Source organism: Faecalibacterium sp. Marseille-Q3530, from assembly GCF_017377625.1.
Taxonomy (GTDB): domain Bacteria; phylum Bacillota; class Clostridia; order Oscillospirales; family Ruminococcaceae; genus Faecalibacterium; species Faecalibacterium prausnitzii_E.
In genome coordinates this window covers 1-25,859 of the sequence record NZ_JAFREH010000004.1, presented here as the reverse complement: position 1 = coordinate 25,859, position 25,859 = coordinate 1, and the positions used below count along the sequence as shown (strand labels likewise).

General features: G+C 62.3%; 26 protein-coding genes and 1 other annotated feature. Of the genes, 10 read left to right on the top strand and 16 right to left on the bottom strand.

Going from position 1 to position 25,859, the window contains the following annotated elements; genetic code table 11:
- Positions 1-167: 167 nt before the first annotated feature.
- Positions 168-995, bottom strand: coding sequence for a carbohydrate kinase family protein (locus J3350_RS05290; RefSeq protein WP_207685952.1), 828 nt, complete (start codon positions 993-995; stop codon positions 168-170).
- A gap of 238 nt (positions 996-1,233) precedes the next feature.
- On the opposite strand from J3350_RS05290, the gene J3350_RS05285 reads away from it, so the two are divergent.
- On the top strand, positions 1,234-2,532 hold the full coding sequence (locus J3350_RS05285) for an MATE family efflux transporter (RefSeq protein ID WP_207685951.1): 1,299 nt from the start codon (positions 1,234-1,236) through the stop codon (positions 2,530-2,532).
- A gap of 28 nt (positions 2,533-2,560) precedes the next feature.
- On the opposite strand, the gene J3350_RS05280 is transcribed toward J3350_RS05285, so the two are convergent.
- Positions 2,561-3,421: a helix-turn-helix domain-containing protein gene (locus tag J3350_RS05280; protein WP_207685950.1), complete on the bottom strand. Its 861-nt coding sequence runs from the start codon at positions 3,419-3,421 to the stop codon at positions 2,561-2,563.
- A gap of 130 nt (positions 3,422-3,551) precedes the next feature.
- On the opposite strand from J3350_RS05280, the gene J3350_RS05275 reads away from it, so the two are divergent.
- Entirely contained in the window at positions 3,552-4,667 is a 1,116-nt protein-coding gene (locus tag J3350_RS05275) for an ABC transporter ATP-binding protein (RefSeq protein ID WP_097791685.1), read from the top strand.
- Between the two features lie 106 nt (positions 4,668-4,773).
- Here the strand turns inward: J3350_RS05275 and fabZ are convergent, their stop codons facing one another.
- The 14 genes from fabZ to J3350_RS05205 all read right to left on the bottom strand — a co-directional run bounded on the left by fabZ (position 4,774) and on the right by J3350_RS05205 (position 16,146).
- A complete protein-coding gene (fabZ, locus tag J3350_RS05270) occupies positions 4,774-5,247 on the bottom strand; it encodes a 3-hydroxyacyl-ACP dehydratase FabZ (protein ID WP_179859470.1) in 474 nt (157 codons plus the stop codon).
- 3 nt (positions 5,248-5,250) lie between these two features.
- The gene (gene fabF, locus J3350_RS05265; protein WP_118552513.1) at positions 5,251-6,489 is read right to left on the bottom strand and encodes a beta-ketoacyl-ACP synthase II; all 1,239 of its coding nucleotides are present in this window, start codon (positions 6,487-6,489) and stop codon (positions 5,251-5,253) included.
- A 15-nt stretch (positions 6,490-6,504) separates the two neighbouring features.
- On the bottom strand, positions 6,505-7,254 hold the full coding sequence (gene fabG, locus J3350_RS05260; protein WP_207685949.1) for a 3-oxoacyl-[acyl-carrier-protein] reductase: 750 nt from the start codon (positions 7,252-7,254) through the stop codon (positions 6,505-6,507).
- Positions 7,251-8,186 carry an ACP S-malonyltransferase gene (locus tag J3350_RS05255; RefSeq protein WP_207685948.1) on the bottom strand — a complete coding sequence of 312 codons (936 nt, stop codon included), beginning with the start codon at positions 8,184-8,186 and terminating at the stop codon, positions 7,251-7,253. The genes fabG and J3350_RS05255 overlap by 4 nt, the downstream gene beginning before the upstream one ends.
- Positions 8,183-9,250 carry a nitronate monooxygenase family protein gene (locus J3350_RS05250; protein ID WP_207686017.1) on the bottom strand — a complete coding sequence of 356 codons (1,068 nt, stop codon included), beginning with the start codon at positions 9,248-9,250 and terminating at the stop codon, positions 8,183-8,185. Before J3350_RS05250 ends, J3350_RS05255 begins: the two co-directional genes overlap by 4 nt.
- Positions 9,244-10,179, bottom strand: coding sequence for a DUF561 domain-containing protein (locus J3350_RS05245; RefSeq protein ID WP_207685947.1), 936 nt, complete (start codon positions 10,177-10,179; stop codon positions 9,244-9,246). The genes J3350_RS05250 and J3350_RS05245 overlap by 7 nt, the downstream gene beginning before the upstream one ends.
- Entirely contained in the window at positions 10,176-11,126 is a 951-nt protein-coding gene (locus J3350_RS05240) for a beta-ketoacyl-ACP synthase III (RefSeq protein WP_118552517.1), read from the bottom strand. Before J3350_RS05240 ends, J3350_RS05245 begins: the two co-directional genes overlap by 4 nt.
- Complete coding sequence (locus J3350_RS05235; protein WP_207685946.1) at positions 11,123-12,076, bottom strand: acetyl-CoA carboxylase carboxyltransferase subunit alpha; 954 nt, start codon at positions 12,074-12,076, stop codon at positions 11,123-11,125. Before J3350_RS05235 ends, J3350_RS05240 begins: the two co-directional genes overlap by 4 nt.
- On the bottom strand, positions 12,073-12,945 hold the full coding sequence (gene accD, locus J3350_RS05230) for an acetyl-CoA carboxylase, carboxyltransferase subunit beta (protein ID WP_207685945.1): 873 nt from the start codon (positions 12,943-12,945) through the stop codon (positions 12,073-12,075). Before accD ends, J3350_RS05235 begins: the two co-directional genes overlap by 4 nt.
- A gap of 11 nt (positions 12,946-12,956) precedes the next feature.
- Positions 12,957-13,184 (bottom strand): acyl carrier protein, encoded by a 228-nt coding sequence (acpP, locus tag J3350_RS05225; protein ID WP_097791694.1) that lies wholly within the window; start codon positions 13,182-13,184, stop codon positions 12,957-12,959.
- A 260-nt stretch (positions 13,185-13,444) separates the two neighbouring features.
- Positions 13,445-14,710: a GTPase HflX gene (gene hflX, locus J3350_RS05220; protein ID WP_118552520.1), complete on the bottom strand. Its 1,266-nt coding sequence runs from the start codon at positions 14,708-14,710 to the stop codon at positions 13,445-13,447.
- Between the two features lie 72 nt (positions 14,711-14,782).
- Entirely contained in the window at positions 14,783-15,385 is a 603-nt protein-coding gene (locus J3350_RS05215) for a GNAT family N-acetyltransferase (RefSeq protein WP_207685944.1), read from the bottom strand.
- 165 nt (positions 15,386-15,550) lie between these two features.
- Positions 15,551-15,883: a type II toxin-antitoxin system RelE/ParE family toxin gene (locus tag J3350_RS05210; RefSeq protein WP_207685943.1), complete on the bottom strand. Its 333-nt coding sequence runs from the start codon at positions 15,881-15,883 to the stop codon at positions 15,551-15,553.
- Complete coding sequence (locus tag J3350_RS05205) at positions 15,880-16,146, bottom strand: type II toxin-antitoxin system prevent-host-death family antitoxin (protein WP_097791698.1); 267 nt, start codon at positions 16,144-16,146, stop codon at positions 15,880-15,882. Before J3350_RS05205 ends, J3350_RS05210 begins: the two co-directional genes overlap by 4 nt.
- Before the next feature lie 79 nt (positions 16,147-16,225).
- Between J3350_RS05205 and J3350_RS05200 the strand changes: the two genes are divergently transcribed.
- From J3350_RS05200 to J3350_RS05165, 8 genes are all read left to right on the top strand, one after another.
- Complete coding sequence (locus tag J3350_RS05200) at positions 16,226-18,016, top strand: bifunctional homocysteine S-methyltransferase/methylenetetrahydrofolate reductase (RefSeq protein ID WP_207685942.1); 1,791 nt, start codon at positions 16,226-16,228, stop codon at positions 18,014-18,016.
- 43 nt (positions 18,017-18,059) lie between these two features.
- A complete protein-coding gene (locus J3350_RS05195) occupies positions 18,060-19,040 on the top strand; it encodes a glycosyltransferase (RefSeq protein ID WP_207685941.1) in 981 nt (326 codons plus the stop codon).
- Positions 19,041-19,084: 44 nt separating this feature from the next.
- Positions 19,085-19,319: a binding site (T-box leader), on the top strand.
- A gap of 59 nt (positions 19,320-19,378) precedes the next feature.
- Positions 19,379-22,084: a valine--tRNA ligase gene (locus tag J3350_RS05190; protein WP_207685940.1), complete on the top strand. Its 2,706-nt coding sequence runs from the start codon at positions 19,379-19,381 to the stop codon at positions 22,082-22,084.
- Positions 22,085-22,089: 5 nt separating this feature from the next.
- Complete coding sequence (locus J3350_RS05185) at positions 22,090-22,599, top strand: VanZ family protein (RefSeq protein WP_207685939.1); 510 nt, start codon at positions 22,090-22,092, stop codon at positions 22,597-22,599.
- A gap of 4 nt (positions 22,600-22,603) precedes the next feature.
- Positions 22,604-23,869 (top strand): folylpolyglutamate synthase, encoded by a 1,266-nt coding sequence (locus tag J3350_RS05180; RefSeq protein WP_207685938.1) that lies wholly within the window; start codon positions 22,604-22,606, stop codon positions 23,867-23,869.
- Between the two features lie 89 nt (positions 23,870-23,958).
- Positions 23,959-24,285, top strand: a complete 327-nt coding sequence (locus J3350_RS05175) for an anti-sigma factor antagonist (protein ID WP_207685937.1) — start codon at positions 23,959-23,961, stop codon at positions 24,283-24,285.
- A gap of 2 nt (positions 24,286-24,287) precedes the next feature.
- On the top strand, positions 24,288-24,728 hold the full coding sequence (gene spoIIAB, locus J3350_RS05170) for an anti-sigma F factor (protein ID WP_097791705.1): 441 nt from the start codon (positions 24,288-24,290) through the stop codon (positions 24,726-24,728).
- Between the two features lie 21 nt (positions 24,729-24,749).
- Positions 24,750-25,424, top strand: coding sequence for a sigma-70 family RNA polymerase sigma factor (locus tag J3350_RS05165; RefSeq protein ID WP_097791706.1), 675 nt, complete (start codon positions 24,750-24,752; stop codon positions 25,422-25,424).
- The last annotated feature ends 435 nt before the right edge of the window (positions 25,425-25,859 follow it).

The following is a 25,859-nucleotide window of genomic DNA, read 5'->3' as shown; positions in this document are numbered from 1 at the left end:
CTCCTGACAACCGCAAATGTTTGGGAGTTCTCATACGACAGGCAGCGCCGCTTTCTCCTCCTTTCCACGGCGCTGCCTTTTTTTGCATTTTTGGCAGAATGCAGCACAAGACCCCCGGCGCAGGCCGGGGGTCTTGTGCGTTGTACGGGGGGCAGATGAAAGGCAGTTCAGAATAAGAGCTTGCGGAGCGTGCTTTCCCGCAGGCCGGCCAGCTTGTCCGGCCAGGTGTTCAGGCGGCAGAGCCGGTGGAGCAGTTCGGCCTCGGTAAGGGCGTTTTTTGCCGCAGAAAGCAGTACGCTCCGTGTAAAAAGATGAACATTTTCCGAATCGGCATAAAAAATCAGCTGGACATGGCCGGAAAAAAGGGCAAACAGGGCCGTGCGCAGCTCATGAGAGCCAAACAGCGGAAAAAGGTCGCTGTTTTTCAACAACAAAACGTCCGCCTGTGGAAAAAATGCGCGGGCCGTTTCCCGCAGAAAAGCAGCGTCCGGCCAGAAAGGCGCAGACTCGGCCATCCGGGGCGCATAGCAGACGAAGGTGCCGACATCCCGCGCGGCGGCGATGGCCTTGAGATGGGTCATCCGGGCGGGGGAGTCCAGCAGGCAGGCGGAGGAGAAGCAGAGCGCAAAGGCGTCCCGGAAAGTGTCGGCGTCCAGCTGTTCCGGGGCATAACAAAGCTCGGAGGAGCGGGTGCGATAGGGGAGCGTCTCGCCCGCGCCGGAGAAGACCACCGGGGTGGGGGCTGCATCCGTGAAGCAGAGGCGGGAGCAGTCCACACCGTCTGCCGCCAGCTGGGCCGCTGCCTTGCGGCCAAAGGGGTCGGCCCCCAGCTGGGAGAGAAGCACCGCCCGCCCGCCGCAGCGGGTGTAGGCGCGGCAGAGTCCGGCCCCCCAGCCGCCGACCTGCACCTGAAACTGTCCGGCAAGCTCCGGCGGAGTGTCGGCGGTCAGTTCCAGCCAGGTTTCGCCCAGGCAGAGCAGGGGCTTTTCCGGCATGGCGGCTCCCTCCTTTCCATCAAAATAGGGTACAAGTATACACCCGGTAAAAGCGATTCGTCAACGGGAAATCTGGCGGGAGCTTTATATGAGCCGCATCTCCGGGAAAACTCCCCTCGTGCGGCGGGGGGAAAAGCAACCGTTCCGGTGGGAGCGGTCTGCCGCACGAGATTGACATTTTGCGTAAAACTGTGCTAAACTGGCGAACAAGTGTAAGAATGGACAGAAAGGACGCTTCATGAACCTGACAAAGCAGTTTTTCAAATATGTTTCCCAGAACATTTTCGGCCTGCTGGGAACGTCGTGCTACATCCTGGCGGATACCTATTTCATTGCGCAGGCGGCGGGCACCGACGGCGTGACCCTGCTGAACCTCTGCCTGCCCATCTATAATCTCATCTTTGCCTTCGGCTCGATGATCGGTCTGGGCGCGGCCACCCGCTATGCCATCCTGCGGGCGCAGGGGGATGCGCGAGCGCAGTACTATTTCTCCAATGCCATTTTCAGCGTCTGCATCCTGGCGGTGCCGTTCATGCTGGTGGGCATCTTCCGCCCGGACGGCCTGCTGCGGCTGATGGGCGGCGATGCGGACATCGTGGCGCTGGGCATGAACTATGCCCGCATCTTCCTGATGTTCACCCCCTTCTTTATGTGCAACTATGTGGTGGCGTCCTTCGTCCGCAACGACGGCGACCCCTCGCTGGCCATGGTGGCGACGCTGAGCGGCAGTCTGTTCAATGTGGTGTTCGACTACATCTTCATCTTCCCGATGGGCCTGGGTCTGCCCGGTGCGGCGCTGGCAACGGCCATCTCGCCGATATTGAGCATTGCCGTATGCAGCGCGCACTTTATAAAGAAGAGCAACACCATCACCTTTGTGCGCAAGGCACCGTCCGTCAGGCTGCTGGCCCAGAGCTGCCAGCTGGGCATCTCCGGCTTTGTCGGGGAGCTTTCCTCCGGCGTGACGACCACCGTTTTCAACTTCCTGCTGCTGCGCCTGGCGGGCAATGTGGCTGTGGCGGCCTATGGCGTCGTGGCGAACTTTGCGCTGGTGGCAACGGCCATCTTCAACGGTGTGGCGCAGGGCGCTCAGCCGCTGGTGAGCCAGTGCTACGGCAAAAATGAGATGGCCGGGGCCAGAAAGCTCCTGCTGCTGGGCTGCGGCACGGCGCTGGGGCTGGCGGCGCTGCTGTACGGCGTCGTGTTCGGGTATACCGATGCGCTGACGGCCCTCTTCAACAGCGAGAACTCCGCGCTCATGGCTGAGTTTGCCCACAGCGGGATGCGCATCTACTTCGTGGGGTACTTCTTCGCGGGCTGCAACATCGTGGCGGCGGGTTATCTGGGAGCCGTCAACCGCCCGGCGGAGGCCTCCATCACCTCGCTGTGCCGCGGCATGGTGGCCATCGTGGTCTGTTCGCTGGTGCTGAGCGCACTGTTCGGGATGAACGGCGTCTGGGCGGCGTTCCCGGTCTCGGAGGCCATCACGTTGGCGCTGACCGTCTTCCTGCTGAAGCGGAAGGCCGGAAGGGCATAAAAAAGCGGGGCAGAGCAGCCCCGGTACATTAGATATAGAGTTCCTGCTCCCGTTTGCTTTCGGCGGGCGAGAGGGGGCGCACTGCCTGACCGGCCATGGCCCGCCACTGCGCGGGGGAGTGGCCGGTCTCTTTTTTGAAGACGCGGCAGAGGTAGTTCGCCCCGGAAAAGCCGCACAGGCTGGCGATGACGTCCAGCGTGTATTCCCGGTGGAGGAGCAGACGCATGGCCGCTTCGATGCGGACGGTGGTCAGATACCGCCCCGGCGGCACCCCCACTGCGGCCGTGAAGGTGCGGACGAGGTGGCTTTTCGAGACGCCCAGCCGCTCGCTGAGTTCTTCTACGCCGTAGAGGCCCGCGTAGTTCTGGCGGATGTCCTCGATGGCGGCGGTGACGAGGGGCGGCAGGGAGGGCGCAGCGCTGTCGGCCCCCGACAGCTCACACAGCAGTGCAAAGGCGAGCTGGCTGACGGCACGGCTGTGCGGGGTGCCGAGAAGCTCTGCTCCGGCCTCTGCGGCCAGCCGCCCCATCAGTTCGGCGGCGGCAGGGCAGGTCTCGCCGCGGGCCAGAAAGGGCAGCTCGGTCAGCCCGGCGAGGAACTGCGCCGCCGCCTGCCCGGTGAGCTGGATGCAGAGCAGATGGCAGCCGCCCTCCGGGGCAAGGGCCAGCGGGGCGCGGCTCAGGATCAGATGGCCGGCAGACACACTCTGGGGCGGCAGGACGAGAGCCGACCCCGCCGGGGACGGCCCGGCAGCGGGCAGGGAAGCCGTGCATTTTCCGCTGGAGACCAGGCACACCCACAGCCCTTCGCCCGCCAGCGTGAGGGGGCTTTCGGGCTGGACATCCTGCACCGAGGCCAGCGCTGCGGTGGTGCTCCAATCAAAAATCAATATCTGACACCTCAAATCAATAAAATGCTATTTTATATCACAAAATAATCTGCTATTATAATAACAACGAAAGCACCCCTCGTCAAGAAGCGGTGCGAACCTGATAAAACATAATGGAGGCAAATGACCTATGGCTTCGATTAGCTGCCAGCACATTTACAAGATCTATCCGGGCGCTACCGCTCCTTCTGTTACCGACTTCAACCTGGAGATCCAGGATAAGGAATTCATCATCTTCGTCGGCCCCTCTGGCTGCGGCAAGTCCACCACCCTGCGCATGATCGCCGGCCTGGAGGAGATCTCCAAGGGCGAGATGTACATCGGCGGCCGTCTGATCAACGACGTCCCCCCGAAGGACCGCGATATCGCCATGGTGTTCCAGAGCTACGCTCTGTATCCCCACATGACCGTTTACAAGAACATCGCATTCGGTCTGGAGCTGCGCAAGACCCCGAAGGATGAGATCGACCGCCGCGTCCACGAGGCTGCCAAGATCCTGGAGATCGAGCACCTGCTCGACCGTAAGCCGAAGGCTCTGTCCGGCGGCCAGCGCCAGCGTGTTGCTCTGGGCCGCGCAATGGTCCGTAACCCGGCCGTCTTCCTGCTGGACGAGCCTCTGTCCAACCTGGATGCAAAGCTGCGTACCAGCATGCGCACCGAGATCATCAAGCTGCACAAGAAGCTGGCTACCACCTTCATCTACGTTACCCACGACCAGACCGAGGCTATGACCATGGGCGACCGCATCGTCGTTATGAAGGACGGCATCATCCAGCAGGTCGATACCCCGCAGAACCTGTATGACATGCCCTGCAACATGTTCGTCGCAGGCTTCATCGGCAGCCCCCAGATGAACTTCCTGGACGGCACCGTGACCAAGAATGGTGACCAGTATGCCATCGACCTGGGCGGCGATTCCATCCCCCTGCCCAAGGAGAAGACGGCAGACGGCAAGCTGGACTCCTATGTCGGCAAGAAGGTCAAGATGGGCATCCGTCCTGAGGACATCGACGACGAGCCCGAATTTATGGCAAAGCATCCGGACTGCCACCTGGAAACTCAGGTCGACGTCTCCGAGATGATGGGCGCTGAGATCTACCTGTACCTGGAGTACAAGGGCAACAAGATGACCGCTCGTGTGGCTCCCACCTCCAAGGCTCGCAACGGAGACACCGTCAGAGTCGCCTTCGATCCGCACAAGGTCCATGTCTTCGATGTCGAGACCGAGCAGACCATCCTGAACTAAGTTTTTCCAGGGATCGCTTTTGGTCCTCCTAATAGCAGCAGCCGCCGGGAAGAGATTCCCGGCGGCTGCTGTTTTTGCGTATTTTATTCGCTTGAAAAAACGGATGTCAGGCGTCTGCCTTTTCGGTCAGCACAAAGGTCAGCTCTGCGGTGGCGGCGCACTTGCCGTCCACATAGGCCGAGGCTTTGCCGATGCCCACCGGGCCGTGCTGCTCCACCAGCTCGCAGTGGAGGGTGAGCACATCGCCGGGTGTGACCTGTTTGCGGAAGCGGGCGTTTTTGATGCCGCCGAAAAGGGCGAGCTTGCCCTGATTCTCCGGCAGGCTGAGCGCCGCCACAGCGCCGGTCTGGGCCAGTGCTTCGAGGATGAGGACACCGGGCATGACGGGCGCACCGGGGAAATGGCCGTTGAAAAATTCTTCGTTGCGGGTCACGCATTTGCGGCCGATGGCCCACTGGCCCGGCTCGTAGTCCAGGATGCGGTCCACGAGGGCGAAGGGGTAGCGGTGCGGGAGAATGGCTGCGATCTGCTCTGCCGTGAGGGCATGGGGCGTTTCGCGCACGATGCGGGGTTCAGCCATGGCTTAGCCCTCCCATTTCCGGAACACGAGGCAGGCATTGTGCCCGCCAAAGCCCAGACTGTTGCTGAGCGCGTATTCCATCTTCATGGAGCGGCCGGTGTTGGGAACGTAATCCAGGTCGCATTCCGGGTCGGGCTGCTCGTAGTGGATGGTGGGCGGCGCAAACTGGTCGCGCAGCGCCAGCGCGGTGAACACGGCTTCCACGCCGCCTGCACCGCCCAGCAGGTGGCCGGTCATGCTCTTGGTCGAAACGACGGCGATGTCCCCGGCATGGGCACCGAACACCGCATGGATGGCGGCGGTCTCGCAGCTGTCGTTCATGTGGGTGCCGGTGCCGTGGGCGTTGATGTGGTCGATGGCTTCCGGAGCGACCTGACCGTCAGCCAGCGCCAGCTTCATGCAGTCGATGGCACCTGCGCCGCCGGGGGCCGGTGCGGTGAAGTGGTAGGCGTCGCAGTTGGCACCGTAGCCCACCACTTCGGCATAGATGTGCGCACCGCGCGCCTTCGCGTGCTCCAGTTCTTCCAGCACCAGCACACCGCTGCCCTCGCCCATGACGAAGCCGCCGCGGCGGGCGTCGAAGGGCAGGCTGGCGGCATCCGGGTCGGAAGCCGTGGAAAGTGCCTTCATGCTGGTGAAGCCGCCGATGCCCAGCGGGCTGATGCAGCTTTCGGCACCGCCGCAGACCATGACCGGCTCATAGCCATCACGGATGCGGTGGAAAGCATCGCCCACGGCATTGGTGCCGCCTGCACAGGCAGTCACCGGGCAGGTGCACATCCCCTTCAGCCCGAAGCGGATGGCGATCTGCGCTGCGGCCATGTTCGCGATGGACATGGGGACGAAGTAGGGGCTGACCTTCTCCATCCCTTTCTCCTCGCCGCGGGTGTGCTGCTCTTCGATGGTGGGCAGACCGCCGATGCCGCTGGAAAGGATGACGCCGATCTGGCGGGCTTCCGCTTCGGTGTCCAGGCCGCTGTCCGCAATGGCTTCGGCGGCCGCAGCCAGCGCCAGCAGGGTGAAACGGGCCATCTTGCGGGCTTCTTTTTTGTCTACGACGGTCTCCGGGTCAAAGTTCTTGACTTCGCCCGCCAGCTTGCACTTGAATTCGCTGGCATCGAACTGGGTGATGGGCCCGATACCGCATTTGCCTGCCATGGCAGCATCCCAGCTTGCGGAAACGTTGTTGCCCAGCGGGTTCACAGTGCCAAGGCCGGTGATCACGACTCTGCGTTTTTCCATGCGAAAGTTCTCCTTTTACATTGCCATGCCGCCATCCACACAGAGCACCTGCCCGGTGAGATAGCTGCTTTGTTCAGCGGTGAAGAATGCCACCACGTTCGCCACATCCTCCGGGCTGCCGGCCCGGCCCGCCGGGATGCCTTTGGCCATTTCGGCGCGGACGGCTTCCGGCAGAGCGGCGGTCATATCGGTCTCAATAAAGCCGGGCGCAACGGCATTCACCGTGACGTTCCGGCTGGCCAGCTCCCGCGCCAGACTCTTGGTCAGGCCGATGAGGCCGGCCTTGCTGGCGGCATAGTTGGTCTGGCCGGCATTGCCCCGCAGCGCCACAACGCTGGAAAGGTTCACGATGCGGCCATAGCGCTGGCGCACCATGCGGCGGGCGGCTTCCTTACAGCAGAGGAAAGCACCCTTGAGGTTGGCGTCCAGCACGGCGTCAAAGTCCTCTTCGGTCAGGCGGAGGATGAGGTTGTCGCGGGTGATGCCCGCGTTGTTCACCAGGATATCCACCCGGCCAAAGGCGGCCGCGGCGGCGTCAAACAGTGCCTTGCAGCCTGCGGCGGTGGAAACATCGGCCTGCACGGCCACGGCGTCTGTGCCTGCGGCTTTGCACAGCGCGACGGTCTCGGACGCAGCGGCTTCGCCGTGGCAGTAGTTGACCACCACGTTCACGCCCTGTTTTGCCAGTGCCGTGCAGACGGCGCGGCCGATGCCGCGGCTCCCGCCGGTCACGACGGCGGCGCGGGTCAGAGTCTGTTCGCTCATACGGTCTCCTTTTTCCATGCGTCCAGCACGGCGTCCAGTTCTTCCGGGGTCTCCACCGCAGCGCATTCGACGCCGGGCAGAGTCTTTTTCACAAAACCGCTCAGGGCCTTGCCGGGGCCGACTTCCAGAATGTGGTCCACGCCCAGCTCGCCCAGACGGCGCAGGGTATCTTCCATGTAGACGCTGCTCTGCACCTGCCGGACCAGCAGGGCCGGGATGCTGTCCTCCGCAGCCTTTTCGCGGCCCAGGCAGTTGAACAGCACCGGAACGCGCATTTCGCCGAAGGATTCGGTCTCGAACCGGCGGGCGAGGGCGTCCCCGGCGGGGGCCATGAGCCGGGTATGGAAGGGGCCGCTCACGTTGAGCGGGATGCAGCGGCGGGCACCGGCGGCTTTCGCCAGCGCGGCAGCCTGCTCCACCGCAGCCTTTTCGCCGCCGATGACCAGCTGACCCGGACAGTTGTAGTTGCAGATCTGGACACAGCCCAGAGCCGAAGCCTGTTCGCAGCACTGCGCAAGGGTCTCGCGGTCCAGGTTCAGCACGGCGGTCATGCCGCAGTCGATGCCGTTGGCGGCATCGGCCATGGCTTTGCCGCGGTAGGCGGCCAGCTCGATGGCCTGTTTCGCGGTGAACACCCCGGCTGCTTCCAGCGCGGAATATTCGCCGAGGGAAAGCCCGGCGGTGTATGCGGGCTGTACGCCCTTTTCGGCCAGCACTGCGGTCACGCCGCAGGCAAAGGCCACCATGCAGGGCTGGGTGTATTGGGTCTGCCCCAAAACGCCGTCCGGGTCCTCGAAGCAGACGCGGTGCAGGTCAAAATCCAGCACGGCGCTGTCGAATGCGGCCCGGAAAGCGGGCGATGCTTCATAAAATTCTTTGCCCATGCCGGGGTGCTGCGCACCCTGGCCGGCATACAACACGGCAAGTTTCATGCGTTCTGCCTCCATTCGGTCACAAGTTCGTCCATCAGTTCACGGACGGTGTACATCCGGTCCAGCCGGCCCACATTGTCCCCGCAGAAGAAAAGACCTTCCTCCACATTGCCCTTGACCGCTTCGATCAGTGCATGGGTGATGCAGTAGGGCACACAGGCGGGGTCGCAGGTCTTCAGGCAGCGGGCGCAGTGCCGGGGCGGAAAGCGTCGGCCCTCCGCCAGCGCCTGCACCAGCGGCGTGTTCAGTGCCCGGCCCGGCATCCCCACCGGGCTGTGGATGATGCGCACATCTTCGGGGCGGGCCTTCAGCAGAACGTCCTTGTACCCCTGCGAAGCATCGCACTCCACCGTTGGGATAAAGCGGGTGGCCAGCTGGACGCCTGCGGCCCCCAGCTTCGTAAAATGGGCCATGTCGGCACCAGTGTAGACGCCGCCCGCCACGAAGACCGGGATGGGGTGGCCGAACTGTGCCTCATAGGGCCGGACTTCGGCCAGGACCTCCGGCAGGATGTCGTCCAGTGTCTGGCAGGCCCCGGCAAGAAGCTCTTCTTCCGAAAAGCCGAGGTGCCCGCCCGCCTTGCAGCCTTCGATCACCACAAAGTCGGCGGTCCGGCCAAAGGCCTTGGCCCAGCGGCGCAGGATGAGCTTTGCCGCCCGGCCGCTGGATACGATGGGGGCGATGGCCACGTCCGGCGTATCCACAAGGCCGGGCAGTTCCAGCGGCAGACCCGCACCGGACACCACGGCGTCCACACCGGCTTCGACCGCTGTGCGGATGGCGGCGGCATAGTCCTGCGTGGCTACCATCGCGTTGATGGCCACCATGCCAGCGCCCTTGGCGAGGTCTTTGGCCTTTCGGATCTCTGCCGCCAGCGCGCGGTGGTTGGCGCGGACCGGGTCGCGGGCAAAATCCGGTTCCCGGTAGCCTGCATCGGCGGTGGAGATGCACCCCATGCCGCCGCAGGCCGCCACGGCCCCGGCCAGCCCGCCCAGCGAAACGCCTACGCCCATGCCGCCCTGCAGGATGGGGACGGACAGAGTCTTTTTGCCGAGGGTCAGCATTCCTCGTTCAGCGCGGCGATGCGCTGCCTCCCGCTGTTCCACAGGTCGTCGAGGATGTCTGCCACCGGGCGCACCTCGTGGAGCATACCGGCTACCTGACCGGCCATCAGGCTGCCGGTGGCGGTGTCGCCCTCAAAAACGGCGCGGCGCAGACTGCCCAGCGTGTACTTTTCCAGCTCCATCCTGTCGGCTCCGGCCTTTTCCTGCCGGACATATTCCCGGCTCATCCGGTTTTTCAGCACACGCACCGGCGAGCCGCCGATGCGGCCCGTCACGATGGTATCGCTGTCCTTGGCCTTGAGCAGGGCCGCTTTATAGTTTTCGTGGATGGGGCACTCCTCGCTCACGAGCAGGCAGGTGCCCACCTGCACACCACAGGCACCCAGTGCCAGTGCGGCGGCCAGCTGACGGCCGTCGGCGATGCCGCCCGCTGCGATCACGGGCACATTGACGGCGTCCACGACCTGCGGGACCAGCGCCATGGTGGCCATTTCGCCCACATGGCCGCCGCTTTCGGTGCCTTCGGCGATCACGGCGTCAATGCCCAGCGGCTCCAGATGCTTTGCCAGAACGGCGGCGGCGACCACGGGGATCACCTTGATGCCGGCGGCTTTCCATGCGGGCACATATTTGCCCGGATTGCCTGCGCCGGTGGTGACCACCTGCACGCCCTCTTCCACCACGATCTTTGCAAATTCATCGGCCTGCGGGTGCATCAGCATGATGTTCACGCCGAAGGGCTTGTCCGTCAGCTGCTTGCAGCGGCGGATGTTCTCACGCAGGGTGTCGGCGTTCATGCCGCCTGCGCCGATGATGCCCAGCGCACCTGCGTTGGAGCAGGCAGCGGCAAACTCGCCGGTGGCGATGTTGGCCATGCCGCCCTGGATGATGGGGTATTTTGTGCCTAAAATTTCATTCAACAGTTTCATACGCACTCTTTGTATTGAAAAATCGCGCCGCCCCAGGTCAGCCCGCCGCCGAAGCCGATGCAGGCCAGCAGCTGGCCGGGCTTCAGCTGCCCGCTTTCGGCCAGCTCGTTGAGAGCGACCGGGATGCTGGCGGCGCTGGTGTTGCCGTGACGGTCCATGTTCTTATAAAACTTTGCCGGGTCGGCCCGCAGCGCCTTGACGCAGTGGTCGATGATGCGGCTGTTGGCCTGATGGCAGACCACCCACGACAGATCGTCGAGGGTGCGCTGCGTTTCGTCCAGCACGGTGTGCAGACAGTGGGGTAGCGCCTCCACGGCAAAACGGAAGACGGCCTTTCCATCCATCGTGATGGGTGCGGAGCCTGCGCGGGACGGCCCGCCGGCGTGGAGCACATCGCTGCCGCGCGCGCCCAGCGTGAGCGCAAAGGGGGTGTCCGCCAGCTGGAAGACTGCGGCACCGGCTCCATCTCCGAACAGCACACAGGTGGAGCGGTCGGCCGGGTCCATCAGGCGGGAAAGTGCTTCGCACCCGATGACCAGCGCATACTGCCCGCCCAGTGTTGCCAGCAGGCCCCGCGCCACGCCCATGCCGTAGAGGAAGCCGGAGCAGGCCGCGTTGACGTCCAGCGCAGGCCGGTCTTCGGGCAGGCCCAGCGCCGCCTGCACCTGGCAGGCCACACTGGGGGTGGCGTCCGGCGCAGACAGCGTGGCGCAGATGCAGCAGGCAATGTCCGCCGGGGCAAGGCCGCTGCGCTCCAATGCCTGTTTTGCCGCCCGGACGGCCAGCGTTGCAGCCGATTCTTCATCTGTACACCAGTGCCGAGTGCGGATGCCCGTGCGGCTGGTGATCCATTCATCGCTGGTGTCCACCATGCGGCTCAAGTCCTCGTTTGTGACCGTCCGGCCCGGCAGTGCTCCGCCGGTGGCGATCAGCTGCAAACCCTTCATGCGTTCCTCGTTTCTCCGATCTGGCGGTATTTTTTGTAGCGCTGGTCGGCCAGCTGCCGGCCATTCATGCGGCACAGCTCCCGCAGGTGGTTGCGCAGAGCAGTATCCAGGTGTTCAAACAGGGCCGCATGGCCGCGCTGTGCGCCGCCCAGCGGCTCCGGGATCACTTCTTCCACGATGCCGTCGTGGTACAGGTCCTGCGCGGTCAGCTTCATCATCTCGCAGGCTTCGCCGCTGCGGGAGGCATCCTTCCACAGGATGCTGGCAAAGCCCTCCGGGCTGAGCACCGAGTAGACGGCGTTTTCCAGCATCAGGATGTGGTTGGCCACGCCCAGTGCCAGTGCACCGCCGGAAGACCCCTCGCCGGTGACGACGGCAATGACCGGAACGGTCAGGCCGCTCATCTCCATCAGGTTCCGCGCAATGGCTTCGCCCTGCCCGCGCTCCTCGGCATCCTTGCCGGGGTATGCGCCCGGCGTGTCGATGAAGGTGATGATGGGGCGGCCGAACTTTTCAGCCTGCTTCATCAGACGCAGGGCCTTGCGGTACCCTTCCGGGCCGGGCATCCCGAAGTTGCAGGCCAGATTCTCTTCCAGCGTGGAACCCTTGCGGTGGCCGATGACGGTCACCGGCAGCCCATGGAACCGGGCCACGCCGCCCAGGATGGCGCTGTCCTCCTTGCACTGGCGGTCGCCCCGCTGCTCGAAGAAATCGGTGAACAGAGCCGAGACCGTTTCGTCGATGTGGGGACGCTCCGGGTGCCGGGCCAGAAAGACCCGGTCCTCGGCGGTCAGCGGGCCGCAGGAGCGCAGGATCTCGTCCTCTTCCACGGCCAGCTCGGCCAGTTCGGACGCATGGGCCGTGATGGCCTCCATGTCATTGCCGCTGCCTTTCAGCGCGGCGATCTGGGCATCCAGCGGGGCCAGCTGCTCTAAAATCTCTTTGATCATGCGTGTTTTCCTCCTGCATGGAGCTGCAAGACCTGGATCAGGGTATCCCGCAGCTGACTGCGGGGCACCACCTGGTCCACAAAGCCATGCTCCATCTGAAATTCACTGCGCTGGAACCCGGCAGGCAGCTTTTCGCCGATGGTCTGTTCAATGACGCGCGGCCCGGCAAAGCCGATGAGGGCGCCTGGCTCGGCCAGCATGATGTCGCCCAAGCTGGCGAAGCTGGCCGTCACACCGCCGGTGGTGGGGTGGGTCAGCACACTGACGTACAGCCCGCCTTTGGCGGAAAAGCGCTGGATGGCGGCCGAGGTCTTTGCCATCTGCATCAGGCTGAAGATGCCCTCCTGCATCCGGGCGCCGCCGCTGGCAGAAAAGATGACCAGCGGCAGGCGCTTGGCGGTGGCATACTCTACGGCGCGGGTGATCTTATCGCCCACAGCGGTGCTCATGCTGCCCATGAAGACCCGGCTGTCCAGCACGGCGGCCACACAGGCGACCCCGCCGATGCGGCCCGTTGCCGTGACAGCAGCTTCGCGCAGGCCGGTCTTGTTCTGGGCGGCGGTCAGCTTTTCCTCATATTCCGGAAAATGCAGCACATCCTGCGGGGCCAGATCTGCATCCAGCTCCCGGAAGCTGCCGTGGTCCAGCACCAGGCTGAGCCGGTAATACCCGCCGATGGGCATGTGATAGCCGCAGTTGGGGCAGACATAAAGGCTTTTCGTCCACAGGGTGCGGGCGGCGCGGCGGCCGCACTGCTTGCACTCCACGAACTGCGGTTCGTGCCAGATGGCTCCGGCATCCCGTTTGGCCTTCAGCTGAAAGGTGCGCTCCCGCATCCGGCCGGGGAGCAGGTCTCGGATATCGTTCATAGCGTTCAGCCTCAGACGTGTGCGGTGATGTAGTTGTAGATGTCGCCCACGGTCTTGAGCTTTGCCAGCTCCTCGTCCGGGATGGAGACGCCGCAGGCATCCTCCAGCGCCATGTTCAGCTCCACAGCGTCCAGGCTGTCGGCTTCGAGGTCCTCGGTCAGGCTGGCTTCCATGGTCACCTTGTCGGCATCGCAGTTCAGGGTGTCAACAACGATCTTCTTCATCTCTTCAAACGTCATGGTAGGTTTCTCCTTTATTGTTTCAATGATTATCTAAATAATTTGAGTTTTTTTGCGAACACGACCATTATACCCAAATCGTTGGATAAGTCAAGAAAAATAGTTAAAATATTTTATCTTTTACAATTCTGACACACTTTGGCTCCTCCAATTACACGAAAAAAGCGCGGAGTTTTCAGCCTTTCGGCCAAAAACTCCGCGCTTTGCGGTCCGTACGGTCCGGCAGACCGTACCTATTTTACTTTCTACAGAACCGTTCGTCAGACGAGATACCCTTCGAAGCAGTGGAGGTCTTCGGTCTTGACGATGCCTTCCAGATAAAGGCCGTCTTCCCGGTACTCCTCCACCTGCACGCTGCCGCGCTCCCGCATGGGGGCGGCGAGGCCGAGTTTGTCGTAGGGGAGCAGGACCTTGAGGGTATGGACCCGGTCGCTGAGGGTCTCATCCAGCTTTTGCAGCAGCTTGTCCAGACCATAGCCGGTCTTGGCGCTGGTCAGCAGGATATCCGGGTCAAAGGACAGGGCACCGGGCTTGTCGCACTTGTTGTAGACGGTCAGGCGGGGGATGTCGGCGCAGTCCAGCCCGTCCAGAACTTCGTCGGTGACGGCCAGCTGCTCTTCGCGCTGTTCGTCGCCAGCATCGGCCACCCGGACGATGACGTCCGACCAGGCGGCTTCTTCCAGCGTGGATTTGAACGCCTCGACCAGGTTGTGGGGCAGACGGGAGACGAAGCCGACCGTATCCACCAGCAGCACCGCCATGCCGCTGGGGAGCACCAGTTTCCGGCTGGTGGGGTCCAGTGTAGCGAACAGCATGTCGGCCTCGGCGACGCTGGGGCCGCACAGGGCGTTCATCAGGCTGGATTTGCCCACATTGGTGTAGCCCACCAGACTGACCACCGGCATCCCGGTCTTGGCGCGGGCCTTCCGGCTCTCGCCCCGGCGCTTCTCCATCTCGGCCAGCTTCTCAGCCAATGCGTCGATGCGGGCGTGGACGTGGCGGCGGTCCAGCTCCAGCTTGGTCTCACCGGCACCGCGGCGGGCACCGCCGCCGCCGCCGCCACCGCCGCCCTGGCGGCTCAGGCTCTCGCCCATGCCCTGCAGGCGGGGCAGACGGTAGCGCAGCAGGGCCAGTTCAGTCTGCAGTTTGCCTTCGTTGGTCACAGCGCGGCTGCGGAAGATCTCCAAAATCAGCATGGTGCGGTCGATGACTTCCAGCCCGCCCAGCGCGGTGGAGATGTTGCGGATCTGGCTGCCGGTCAGCTCGCCGTCAAAGACGGCGCACACGGCACCCAGCTCCTCGGCGGCGAGATGGGCTTCTTCCAGCTTGCCGCTGCCCAGCACGATGCCGGTCTCCGGGGTCTGGCGCTTCTGGGTCACTTCAGCCACGGCCTCCATGTGGTTGGCTTCGCACAGGGCCGACAGCTCGGCAAGGCTGCGCTCGCAGTCCCACAGGCCCTGATCCAGTGCCAGAAGGATGACCTTCGCCGGGGGTGTTTCGACTAAAATATCGTAAAGTTCGCTCAAAATAGTTCCTCTCTGTTGAATTGCTCGTTCACTCAACAAAATGTTGCGAAAAACGGGCAGAAAATGCTGCCCTTACCGGCAGGCAAGGGTGTTGTAATGTTCTCTTGTCAAAGCATAGCACTTGCAGGGGACCGGGGTGCCGTCGAATTTGTGGTATACGGAATCATGGTCGTAGACGAAGCCGGCCTTCTGCTGTACCCGGCCGCTGGCGGGGTTCTCGAATGCGTGTGCGCAGGCCAGCCAGTTACTGTCTGTATTTTTGAACCAGTATTCTACAACTGCACGGAGGGCTTCGGTGGTAAACCCTTTGTTCCACCACGCTCTGCCGATGCAGTAGCCCACTTCCCACACGCCGTTCGTGTGGTCGAAACCGGGCCAGGGGTCGCGCTCCGGTTCGGCGGAACTGGATGTGAAAATACCGATGGACCCAAACACCTGCCCGGTGGCCTTTTCCACAATGCCCCACTCATAGTAATCTACATTCGGGTAGAGCAGTGCCCATGCGGTCAGCAGTTCGCGGGTCTCTTCGGCGTTTTTGTGCGGCTCCCACCGCAGGTATTTGGTCACCTGTGGGTCGTTGGCCCAGTTCGTGTACATCATCCCGGCATCTTCCGGGGTCAGGCGGCGCAAGATCAGCCGCTCCGTTTCGATCTCCTGTGTGCCTGCATGGCGCATGGTTCTTCCACTCCCATCCATAAAAGTTACGCATAGGATAGCACAAAATTGCCCCCGGTGCAAGCAAAAACCGTCCCATGCGCCGAAAAAATGCTTGACAAGGGCGAAAACTTCATTAAACTGAAGAGAGAACGAAAAAAATCCCCGAAGGATCGGGGAGAGGGTTCAATGAGGTGCAAGATCGGTCTTCAGGATGGATTCCCAACTGCTTTTGCCGTAAAGGAACCGAAGGATATGGACGGTCTGTGCAGTTTCATCGACCTGATAAAAGGCCAGGTAGCTTTGCACAGGCACAAACCGGATGCCAAGGCTGGCCAGAAATGGGTCACGGACAACGGGATAGCGTTTGGGAAAAGTGGAAAGCTGTGCCAGCTTCTTTTCGGCGGTATCGACAAGAACATCGGCAGCCAATGGATTTTTCAGAGTAAGGTCAATATAGTCGAATGACTCTCCCAAGTCCTGGTCGGCCTTGTCGGTTACATGGACGAAATAATTCATCGGAAATTCCTCCGGCTGCGCAGATCGGAAATAACATCTTCCAGTGGGCGCGTCCGCCCGGCGGCGACATCGTCAAGGCCTTCCTGAAGTTTGCCGTACAATTCAAAACGGCCGACCATCTCTTCGTAGGTCTCGATGCTCATCACGGCCAGATCTCCCTTGCCGTTTTTCGTGATGAACACGGGTTCGGCATAGGTGTGGCAGAACGTGGAAATATCGTTGTAGTTGTTGCGCAGGTCTGCGCTGGAACGGATCTTGGGCATAGAATACACCTCCCTTATAACAAAATTATATCTGAATTTTTGTACAAAAGCAAGCGAAATAGGAAAAAGGGGCTTTTATATGAACGATATTCGAGAATTCTTATCCCGCAGGCCGCTGCTGTTCGATGGCGGCATGGGTACCTATTATAGAGCGGCACCGGGCATTGAGTGCGAACGGGCGAACCAGACCGACCCGGCCGGGGTGCAGGCAGTCCACCGGGAATATCTGGAAGCCGGGGCGGATGCCATCAAGACCAATACCTTCGGCCTGCCCCGGATGGCGGCGGCGCATACGCCGGGCTGGGAAGCGCTGGCCGAAGCGGGCTGGAAGCTGGCCGAGGCGGCAGCGGCACCGGCCGGTGCCTTCGTGTTTGCAGACCTTGGCCCGGCTCCGGAGACCGAAGCACTCCCGGCGGCGCAGGTCTACACGGCAGTGGCCGAGCAGTTCCGGAAGCTGGGGGCAAAGAACTTCCTGTTCGAGACGCTGAGCTCGGATGCGGGCATTCTGGAGGCTGTGCGCACACTCAAGGCCGCGGAGCCGGACGCCTTTGTGCTCGTCTCGTTTGCGGTGCTGCCGGACGGCTACACCCGCGAAGGTCTGTATTGCAAAGACCTTGTCCGCCGGATGAGCGAGAGCGGCTGCGTGGATGCGGTGGGCCTGAACTGTGTGTCGGCTCCCGGCGCGATGCGCACGCTGGCCCGGAGCCTGAGCAGTGCACTGCCGCTGTCGGTGATGCCGAATGCGGGCTACCCGGTCGTGACCCGGACGCAGGTGCGGTATCAGGGCAAGCCGGACTACTTTGCGCAGGAACTGAGCGGGCTGGCGGCGGACGGCGTGGTCCGCATTCTGGGCGGCTGCTGCGGCACGACACCGGCCCACATCGCGGCCCTGCGGGCTGCGCTGGACGCCCTGCCCGAAACGGCGGCTCCGGCGCGAACGAAAGAATTTTCCACACCGGAGGCAAAACTGGTGGAAAACGAGGACGCCTTCCTGCGCAAGCTGAACGCGGGCGAAAAGGTCATTGCCATTGAGCTGGACTCCCCCCGCAATGCAGACCTGACGGCTTATCTGGAGGGGGCACGGAAGCTGCAGGCGGCGGGCGCAGACCTGCTGACCATTGCGGACTGCCCCATCGCGCAGGCCCGGATGGATTCCTCACTGGTGGCCTGCCGGGTGCACCGGGAGCTGGGGATGTGCACCCTGCCCCACATGACCTGCCGGGACCGCAACCTGAACGCCACCAAGGCGCTGCTGCTGGGGCTGTATGCCGAGGGGGTGCGGGAGGTGCTGGCCATCACCGGCGACCCCATCCCCACGGCAGAGCGGGACGAGGTGAAGAACGTCTATCAGTTCAACTCCCGCAAGCTGGCGCAGTACATCGTCTCGCTGGCAGGCGAGGGACGCGAGATGCCGTCGGCGATGACCGTCTTTGGTGCGCTGAACCTGAATGCCCGCAACTTTGAAGTGGAACTGCGCCGGGCGGGTGAGAAGCTGGAACACGGCATGTCCGGCTTCCTGACCCAGCCGGTGCTGTCCGGGCAGGCGGTGGAGAACCTCCGCCATGCGCGGGAGGTGCTGGGCAGCCGGGCCAGGATCCTGGCGGGCATCATGCCGGTGGTCAGCCAGCGGAACGCCATCTTCATGGAGAACGAGATCAACGGCATCCATGTGGAGGAGGACATCATCCGGCAGTTTGCTGGGCTGGACCGCGCTCAGGGCGAGGAGCTGGGCCTTGCCATCTCGCTGAAGATGGCGCGGGAGGCCCTGCCCTATGCCGACGGCTTTTATCTGATGACCCCCTTCAACCGGGTCGCCCTGATGGAACGGCTCATCGCCCGGCTCCGCACCGAGGTGCTGCAGGAGTCCTGAAGAGGAAAACGGCAAAACGATTCGATGAAAGGAGCGACAGTCTATGGCAGAACCGACCATCAGCATCATTGTCCCGGTCTATAAAACGGAAGCCTACCTCGAAAAATGTGTGGATTCCATTCTGGCGCAGACCTTCCGGGACTTTGAACTCCTTCTCATAGACGACGGCTCCCCGGACAACTGCCCGGCGCTGTGCGAGGAAGCAGCAGCGCGCGACCCGCGCATCCGGGTCATCCACCAGAAGAACGCCGGACTTTCCGCTGCGCGGAACACCGGGGTGGAGGCTGCGCGCGGGGAATGGATCGGTTTTGTGGACAGCGATGACAGCATCGCCCCGGAGATGTACGAGACACTGCTCACCTACGCCCGGCGGGACGGGGCACAGATCGCGGTCTGCGATTACCTGCTGGTGACGGAAGCCGGAGAACCGCTTCCGTCGTCGTATCGTCTGGAGGAAGACAAGGTGCTCGACCGTGTGGGGGCGCTGGAACAGATGAACCGGGGCCACTTCAAAGTGGCATGGAACCGGCTGTACCGGCGGGAGCTCTTTGAAACGGTGCGCTTTCCGGTGGGGAAGATCCACGAGGATGAATACACGGCGCATCAGTTCTACTGGCAGTGTGAACGGATCACGATTGCAGCAAAGCCGCTGTATTTTTATGTGCAGCGGGGCGGCAGCATCATCCATACCGATTCGCCCCAGAAAACGATGAATCTGGCAGAAGGCATTTTCCAGCGGGCCTGCTTCGAGCAGGAGCAGCAGCTCACCAGGCTTGCCATAGAAGCAGCCAAGACGTCGATGCTGGTGTTTGCGCAGGCCCACAGGCGGAAGGACCTGCAGCCGGCGCAGCGGCGGTGGTGCGCAGAGATGCGCGGCCGGATGAACGCGCTGGCAAAGACTCTGCTGAAAAGCGGGGGCGGCTCGCGGGCCGACCGGATCAAGTTCCGGTTGTTCCTCTGCTCTCCAACGCTGTACCGTGCGGCGCTGCTGACCAAAAGCTGGATGAACAAGATCGGTTTCTGAAAAAAGAGATTGACAAAACGCCCAAAAACGGCTATATTCTTTGTATAAATGCAATGAAAAAGAGTGTGCATCGCAGGCAGCTTTCCAGAGAGCCGGGGCAGGTGAAAGCCGGTAAGTGTGCGGGGATGCGCTGTCGCTTTTGAGCAGAGGCGGGGAAATCAGTAGTCGCCTCCGGGCCTGTCCCACGTTATCGGGGCATCAAGGGGCACAAAAATGCAAGGCGCTTTTTGTGCAATTTGGGTGGTACCGCGGTGTAATTGATTTACAGCCGTCCCATGGAACGTTCCGTGGGACGGCTTTTTTCGTCCCACGTCATCAACAGTTTGGGAGGAACCCCTATGAAAGAACTCGCAAAACAGTACGACCCCAGCCAGGTGGAAGACCGCATCTACCAGTTCTGGCTGGACGGCGGCTACTTCCACACGGAAGCAGACCCCGACAAGAAACCCTATACCATCGTGATGCCGCCGCCGAACGTGACCGGCCAGCTGCACATGGGCCATGCACTGGATAACACCATGCAGGATGTCCTCATCCGCACCAAGCGGATGCAGGGCTACGCTGCCCTGTGGGTGCCCGGCACCGACCATGCGTCCATCGCCACCGAGGCCAAGGTCGTGGAGGCCATGCGCGCCGAGGGCCTGACCAAGGAGATGGTCGGCCGCGACGGCTTTTTGGAGCGCGCCTGGGATTGGAAGACCAAGTACGGCAACCGCATCGTCAGCCAGCTGAAGAAGCTCGGCACCAGCTGCGACTGGCAGCGGGAACGCTTCACCATGGACGAAGGCTGCTCGGATGCCGTCAAGGAAGTGTTCGTCCGCCTGTACGACAAGCAGCTGATCTACCGCGGCAACCGCATGGTCAACTGGTGCCCGCACTGCAACACCTCCATCTCGGACGCTGAGGTCGAGTATGAGGAGAAGGACGGCAGCTTCTGGCACCTGCTCTACCCGGTCAAGGAGACCGGCGAGATGCTGGAGCTGGCTACCACCCGCCCGGAGACCATGCTGGGCGATACCGCCGTCGCCATCAACGGTGAGGACCCCCGCTATGCGCACCTGCACGGCTGCCATGTCATCCTGCCGCTGCTGAACAAGGAGATCCCCATCGTCTGCGACGAACACGCCGACATGACCAAGGGCACCGGTGTCGTCAAGATCACCCCGGCCCACGACCCCAACGACTTTGAGGTCGGCCTCCGCCATGACCTGCCCATCGTCCGCGTCTTCACCTACGACGGCCGCATGACCGGCGCTGCCGACAAGGCGGCGGCCGATGCCATCTTCGCCGCAGGCAAGAACACCGTGAACGAGCCGGAAGTGCTGGACTGCGGCAAGTATGCCGGTATGACCACCCTCGAAGCCCGCAAGGCCATTCTGGCCGACCTGAAGGAGGGCGGCTTCCTGAAGGAGATCGAGCCTCTGAAGCACGAGGTCGGCACCTGCTACCGCTGCCACTCCACCATCGAGCCGATGGTCTCCAAGCAATGGTTCGTCAAGATGGAGCCGCTGGCAAAGCCCGCCATCGAAAGCGTGGAAAAGGGCGAGATCAAGTTCGTGCCGGAGCGCTTCACCAAGAACTATATGAACTGGATGAAGGGCACCCGCGACTGGTGCATCAGCCGCCAGCTGTGGTGGGGCCACCAGATCCCGGCGTATTACTGCGATGACTGCGGCGAGACCGTGGTCGCCAAGGACGCCCCCTGCACCTGCCCCAAGTGCGGCGGCAGCAAGTTCACCCAGGACCCGGATACTCTGGATACCTGGTTCTCCTCTGCGCTGTGGCCCTTCAGCACGCTGGGCTGGCCCGATGAGGACAGCGCCGACCTGAAGTATTTCTACCCCACCAACACCCTCGTCACCGGCTACGACATCATCGGGTTCTGGGTCAGCCGCATGATCTTCTCCGGTCTGGCCTATACCGGCAAGGCACCGTTCGACACCGTCTGCATCCACGGCATCGTCCGCGACAGCCAGGGCCGCAAGATGTCCAAGAGCCTGGGCAACGGCATCGACCCGCTGGAGGTCATCGCCAAGTACGGCGCGGACGCCCTGCGCTTCATGCTGCTGGACGGCTCCACCCCCGGCAACGATATGCGTTACAGCGAGAAGAAGGTGGAGGCTGCCCGCAACTTTGCAAACAAGCTGTGGAACGCCACCCGCTTCGTGCTGATGAACCTGCCCGAAGACTTTGAGCCGGGCCTGCCCGCCGACGACCGGCTGGACATGAGCGACAAGTGGGTCCTGACCAAACTGAACCAGGTGGCCGGTGCCATGACCGACAACCTCGACCACTACGAGATGGGTCTGGCCGCTGCCAAGATCAACAGCTTCATCTGGGATGTCTATTGCGACTGGTTCATCGAGATCGCAAAGCCCCGCCTGAATTCCGGTGATGCCGAGCAGGCTGACACCGCCCGCCGTGTGCTGGTGTATGTGCTGGACAAGGCCCTCAAGCTGCTGCATCCCTTCATGCCCTTCGTCACCGAGGAGCTGTATCAGGCGCTGCCCGGCTCTGCCGAGACCATCATGACCCAGGCCTGGCCGACCGTGGACGAGGCCCACAACTGGCCGGAGGAAGAGGAAGCCTTTGAGAAGGTCATGGACTACATCAAGGCGGTGCGTACCATGCGCACCGAGATGAACGTCCACCCCGCCAAGAAGACCAGCATGATCATCGAGACCGCCGACGCGACCCCGTTCCAGAACGCACAGGTCTATCTGGCAAAGTTCGCTTTTGCCACCGAGGTGACCTTCACCGCCAAGTACGAGGGCAGCACCGACGGCATGGTGCAGGTCTCCACCCACGCGGCCCGCGGCTTTATCCCCATGATGGAGCTCATCGACCGCGAGAAGGAGCTGGCCCGCCTGAACAAGGAAAAGGCCAAGGCCGAAAAGGAACTGGCCATGTTCGAAAACCAGCTCAACAACCCTAAGTTCGTGGAGCGCGCCCCGGCGGCTCTGGTCGAGGATATCCGTGCAAAGCACGCAAAGAGCCAGGATAAGCTGGCCAACATCGAGCAGAGCATCCAGGCGCTGGGTTAAATACAATGGCAGAAACATCAAATCGCACCTCGCCCTGGCTCATCGCCTGGCGGGTCATCTTTACCTTTGCGCTCATCGGCTGCATCGTCTTCATCTTCTCGAACTCGATGCAGGTGGCGGCTGTCTCCGAGGGAGCCAGCGGACGGGTGCTGGACTTCATGCAGAAGGTCCTGCGCAAGCTGGGCATGCCCGGCGCGGCAAACCATCTCACGATGCACATCATCCGCAAGCTGGCGCACTTCTCGGAATATCTGCTGGAGGGCTTCCTGTTCATGCTCTGCCTGCGGGTCTACACCAAACATGTGCTCAAGCATGTCTCGTGGCCCATCCTGGGCGGCCTGCTCACGGCGCTGACCGATGAGACCATCCAGCTGTTCGTGCCGGGGCGCAGCAGCCAGGTGACAGACGTCTGGATCGATTTTTCCGGCGTGATGACCGGCCTCATCGTGGGGCTGATCCTGCTGGGGCTCATCCGGATGTGCATCCTGCTCTATAAACATCGAAACGAGGATTGACGCAATGACCATCGAACAGGCAAATCAATATTTTGCTGCTCTGCCGGAGGGGTTCGCCCCGGCGGAAGAACTGCGCGCGGCGCTGCCCGCAGCGGCGCAGCAGGTGGCCTATGTGGGCGTGGCCGGCACGGCGGGCAAGACCGCTGCCGCCGCCCTGACGGCAGCCGTGCTTCGGGCTGCCGGTTTCGTCACCGGCCTGTACCGTGCAGGCTGTGAGCCGCTGGAACAGCGGGTCCGCATCAACGGCGAGCCGGTGGCAGATGCCCTGCTCTGCGCCGCAGCGGAAACGCTGAGCCGTGCAAAGCCGCTGCCCCGCGCGGCGGCAGAGCTGGCCGCAGCAGCCGCCTGCTTTGGGGCTGCGGGCTGCAGGCTGGCTGTGGTGGAGCTGCCGGATGCCGGTCTGGCCGAAGCGCTCTCCCACATGCCGGTCTGCGTGGTGACCTCCATCGGCCCGGACGGCGTGAGCCGCTCGGTGGAGCGCTCGGCGGCTCTGGCTGCGGGCGTCATGCGGGAAGGTGCCATCTGCGTCACCGCACCGGAGCAGCCCAAGGCCGCGTTGAGCGAGCTCATCGTGGCGGCTGGCCGCGAGGACTGTGAACTGGTCGTGCCGGACCCGGACGACATCACCTTCCTCGAAGCCGAGAAATTCACGAGCAGGGTGGATTACGGCGGCTATACCGTGCCGCTGGCCTTTCTGGGCCGTCATGCGGCGGGCAGCGCGGCCATTGCAGTCGAGACGGCGCTGGCCCTCTGCAAAAAGGGCCTCGACATCCCGGACGAAGCCATCCTCGAAGGCCTTGCTGCCGTCGAGAACCGCAGCAGCATCCGGGTGCTGTCGCAGCGCCCGCTCATCATTCTGGACGCCTGCCGCACCCCGCAGCAGGCCATGGCCCTGCTCCGCGTCCTCAATATGGCCAAGGTGCGCCATCTGAGCGCCGTCATCGGCCTGACCGAGGAAGAAGGCGCTGAGGCGTTCTTCACTGCGCTGGAGACCGGCCTGACCCCGGATGAGCAGAAGAAGGACAAACAGTCCATGCCTGGCATGAGCGACAGCCCCTTTGATAAGGTGTTCCTCGTCACGCCGCAGGGCATCGACGACGCCCTGACCGAGCGCCTGCTGGAAAAGGCCCGGTATCACTTCGACGCCGAGCGCTGCACGAGCCTGGACGAAGCCATCGGTCTGGCCAGAGCCAACAGCCGCCGCGGTCTTCTGATCTGCGGCAGCGAAGCCATCGCGCTGGAAGCCGAACAGAAGCTGGAAGTCCGCTGAGCGACACCGTTTTCTAAAATCTACCCCGAAGAGCCTGTACACTGAAGCTGTGTACAGGCTCTTTTTTATGCCATCAAGGAGTTGATAACATGGCGACTGTGACCTTCAGCGCGGCGGACGATCTGCTCTATGCCTATCTGGCGGGCGAGATCGACCACGATGCCGCGCAGGACCTTCGCATCCAATTGGACGATGCGCTGCTCACCCGCACACCCCACACGCTGGTGCTGGATCTGGGCGGGGTGGGCTTTATGGATTCGTCCGGCGTGGGGCTCATTCTGGGGCGGCAGCGCTGTGCGCGGAGCCTCGGCGGGATCCTGCGCATCCAGCACGCCCCGGAACAGCTGCGCCGTGTGCTGCGGCTTGCGGGCATTCCGTGTGCGGACGAGCCCGGCCGGGAAGAACAGGAGGAATGAGGATGAAAGCGGAAAACACCACAAAAATTCAATTTGACTCTCTCAGCGTCAACGAGGCCTATGCCCGCGGCGCAGCGGCGGCCTTTCTGGCCCGGTACGACCCTACTGTGCCCCAGCTGGCAGACCTGAAGACGGCCGTGTCCGAGGCGGTCACCAACTGCATCGTTCACGCCTACCCGGACCGGGTCGGCCCGATCGTGATGACGCTGGCGGTCTATCCGGGGCGGCTGGTGAAGATCACGGTGGCAGACAGGGGCGTCGGCATTCCGGATATCCCCAAGGCGATGGAGCCGCTGTTCACCACCGGAAACCCCGAAGAGCGGTCCGGCCTTGGCTTCGCGGTCATGCAGAGCTTTATGGATAAGGTGCGGGTCAGCTCCACGCCGGGGCACGGCACCCGCGTCACCCTGACCAAGCGACTGGAGGAAAAGCCCTCTACATAAAAAAGAAAACGAGGGGATACGATGGTAACGGACAAGACCCGGCGCAGTGAATTTATCGAACAGAACCTGGGGCTGGTGCATTCCTGCGCCGGACGCTTCCGGGGGCGCGGCATCGAATACGACGACCTTTACAGCGCAGGCTGCATGGGGCTTGTCAAAGCCTGCGATGCCTTTGACCCGGAGCGCGGCGTCTGCTTTTCTACCTACGCGGTGCCGGTCATCCTCGGCGAGATCAAAAAACTGTTCCGGGATGGGGGCACGGTCAAGGTGAGCCGGTCGCTGAAAGAACTGAATCTGCGGATCAACGCAGCGCGGGAGCATCACCGGAAGCTCTGCGGCACCGAGCCGACGCTTTCGCAGCTGGCGGAAGAGCTGGGGGAGAGCGTGGAGAACATCACACTGGCCGTTCAGGCAGCGCAGCCTGTCATGAGCCTGACGCCGGAGAATCGGGATGAACCGGACCGCCAGATCGACATCCCGGTAGAATCGCCCGAAGAGGCGCTGGCGGATAAGATCGGTCTGGCAGAGGTCCTGGGGACGCTGCCGGAGGAAGACCAGCGCCTCATCCGACTGCGCTTTTATGCGAACCGCACCCAGAGCGAAACGGCAAAGATCCTGCACACCACCCAGGTGCAGATCTCCCGGCGGGAGCGCAAGCTCCTCAAGCTGATGCGGGCAAAATTGCTGGAAGAGTAAGAAAATTGGATTTTCTTGAAAAAAGTTGAAAAAAGGGCTTGCTTTTTGTCCGGGGCTGTGCTAAAATACATTACTGTCAGGCGGACGTCTGACAGATAAATCTCAACAAAAACGGATGAAAAAGTACGAAGTTCCACGAGTTCTTCCAAGAAATTCAAAAACTTCTGAAAAAAATGCTTGACATTCAAAACCAAATCTGGTAAAATGTTTAAGCTGTCAGCCGCTGAGGTTGAGAGACAGGACCTTGAAAATTGAACAATATCGAAAAACTTGTAACGGAACCTATTTTCGTATTGGAAAAACACGTAAAACAATTCCAAACAAAGTAATTCACACAGGACGCAAGCGATTGCGTGCTGAGCGAAAAAGATTTAACACTTTTTAAGTGATAAATATCATTTATAAAGAGTTTGATCCTGGCTCAGGACGAACGCT

Bases quoted from the DNA above. Each gene is read 5' to 3' on its own strand.
- J3350_RS05290 (WP_207685952.1), bottom strand. From the start codon at position 995: ATGCCGGAAAAGCCCCTGCTCTGCCTGGGCGAAACCTGGCTGGAACTG.
- J3350_RS05285 (WP_207685951.1), top strand. From the start codon at position 1,234: ATGAACCTGACAAAGCAGTTTTTCAAATATGTTTCCCAGAACATTTTC.
- J3350_RS05275 (WP_097791685.1), top strand. From the start codon at position 3,552: ATGGCTTCGATTAGCTGCCAGCACATTTACAAGATCTATCCGGGCGCT.
- fabZ (WP_179859470.1), bottom strand. From the start codon at position 5,247: ATGGCTGAACCCCGCATCGTGCGCGAAACGCCCCATGCCCTCACGGCA.
- fabF (WP_118552513.1), bottom strand. From the start codon at position 6,489: ATGGAAAAACGCAGAGTCGTGATCACCGGCCTTGGCACTGTGAACCCG.
- fabG (WP_207685949.1), bottom strand. From the start codon at position 7,254: ATGAGCGAACAGACTCTGACCCGCGCCGCCGTCGTGACCGGCGGGAGC.
- J3350_RS05255 (WP_207685948.1), bottom strand. From the start codon at position 8,186: ATGAAACTTGCCGTGTTGTATGCCGGCCAGGGTGCGCAGCACCCCGGC.
- J3350_RS05250 (WP_207686017.1), bottom strand. From the start codon at position 9,250: ATGCTGACCCTCGGCAAAAAGACTCTGTCCGTCCCCATCCTGCAGGGC.
- J3350_RS05245 (WP_207685947.1), bottom strand. From the start codon at position 10,179: ATGAAACTGTTGAATGAAATTTTAGGCACAAAATACCCCATCATCCAG.
- J3350_RS05240 (WP_118552517.1), bottom strand. From the start codon at position 11,126: ATGAAGGGTTTGCAGCTGATCGCCACCGGCGGAGCACTGCCGGGCCGG.
- J3350_RS05235 (WP_207685946.1), bottom strand. From the start codon at position 12,076: ATGATCAAAGAGATTTTAGAGCAGCTGGCCCCGCTGGATGCCCAGATC.
- accD (WP_207685945.1), bottom strand. From the start codon at position 12,945: ATGAACGATATCCGAGACCTGCTCCCCGGCCGGATGCGGGAGCGCACC.
- acpP (WP_097791694.1), bottom strand. From the start codon at position 13,184: ATGACGTTTGAAGAGATGAAGAAGATCGTTGTTGACACCCTGAACTGC.
- J3350_RS05215 (WP_207685944.1), bottom strand. From the start codon at position 15,385: ATGCGCCATGCAGGCACACAGGAGATCGAAACGGAGCGGCTGATCTTG.
- J3350_RS05210 (WP_207685943.1), bottom strand. From the start codon at position 15,883: ATGAATTATTTCGTCCATGTAACCGACAAGGCCGACCAGGACTTGGGA.
- J3350_RS05205 (WP_097791698.1), bottom strand. From the start codon at position 16,146: ATGCCCAAGATCCGTTCCAGCGCAGACCTGCGCAACAACTACAACGAT.
- J3350_RS05200 (WP_207685942.1), top strand. From the start codon at position 16,226: ATGAACGATATTCGAGAATTCTTATCCCGCAGGCCGCTGCTGTTCGAT.
- J3350_RS05195 (WP_207685941.1), top strand. From the start codon at position 18,060: ATGGCAGAACCGACCATCAGCATCATTGTCCCGGTCTATAAAACGGAA.
- J3350_RS05190 (WP_207685940.1), top strand. From the start codon at position 19,379: ATGAAAGAACTCGCAAAACAGTACGACCCCAGCCAGGTGGAAGACCGC.
- J3350_RS05185 (WP_207685939.1), top strand. From the start codon at position 22,090: ATGGCAGAAACATCAAATCGCACCTCGCCCTGGCTCATCGCCTGGCGG.
- J3350_RS05180 (WP_207685938.1), top strand. From the start codon at position 22,604: ATGACCATCGAACAGGCAAATCAATATTTTGCTGCTCTGCCGGAGGGG.
- J3350_RS05175 (WP_207685937.1), top strand. From the start codon at position 23,959: ATGGCGACTGTGACCTTCAGCGCGGCGGACGATCTGCTCTATGCCTAT.
- spoIIAB (WP_097791705.1), top strand. From the start codon at position 24,288: ATGAAAGCGGAAAACACCACAAAAATTCAATTTGACTCTCTCAGCGTC.
- J3350_RS05165 (WP_097791706.1), top strand. From the start codon at position 24,750: ATGGTAACGGACAAGACCCGGCGCAGTGAATTTATCGAACAGAACCTG.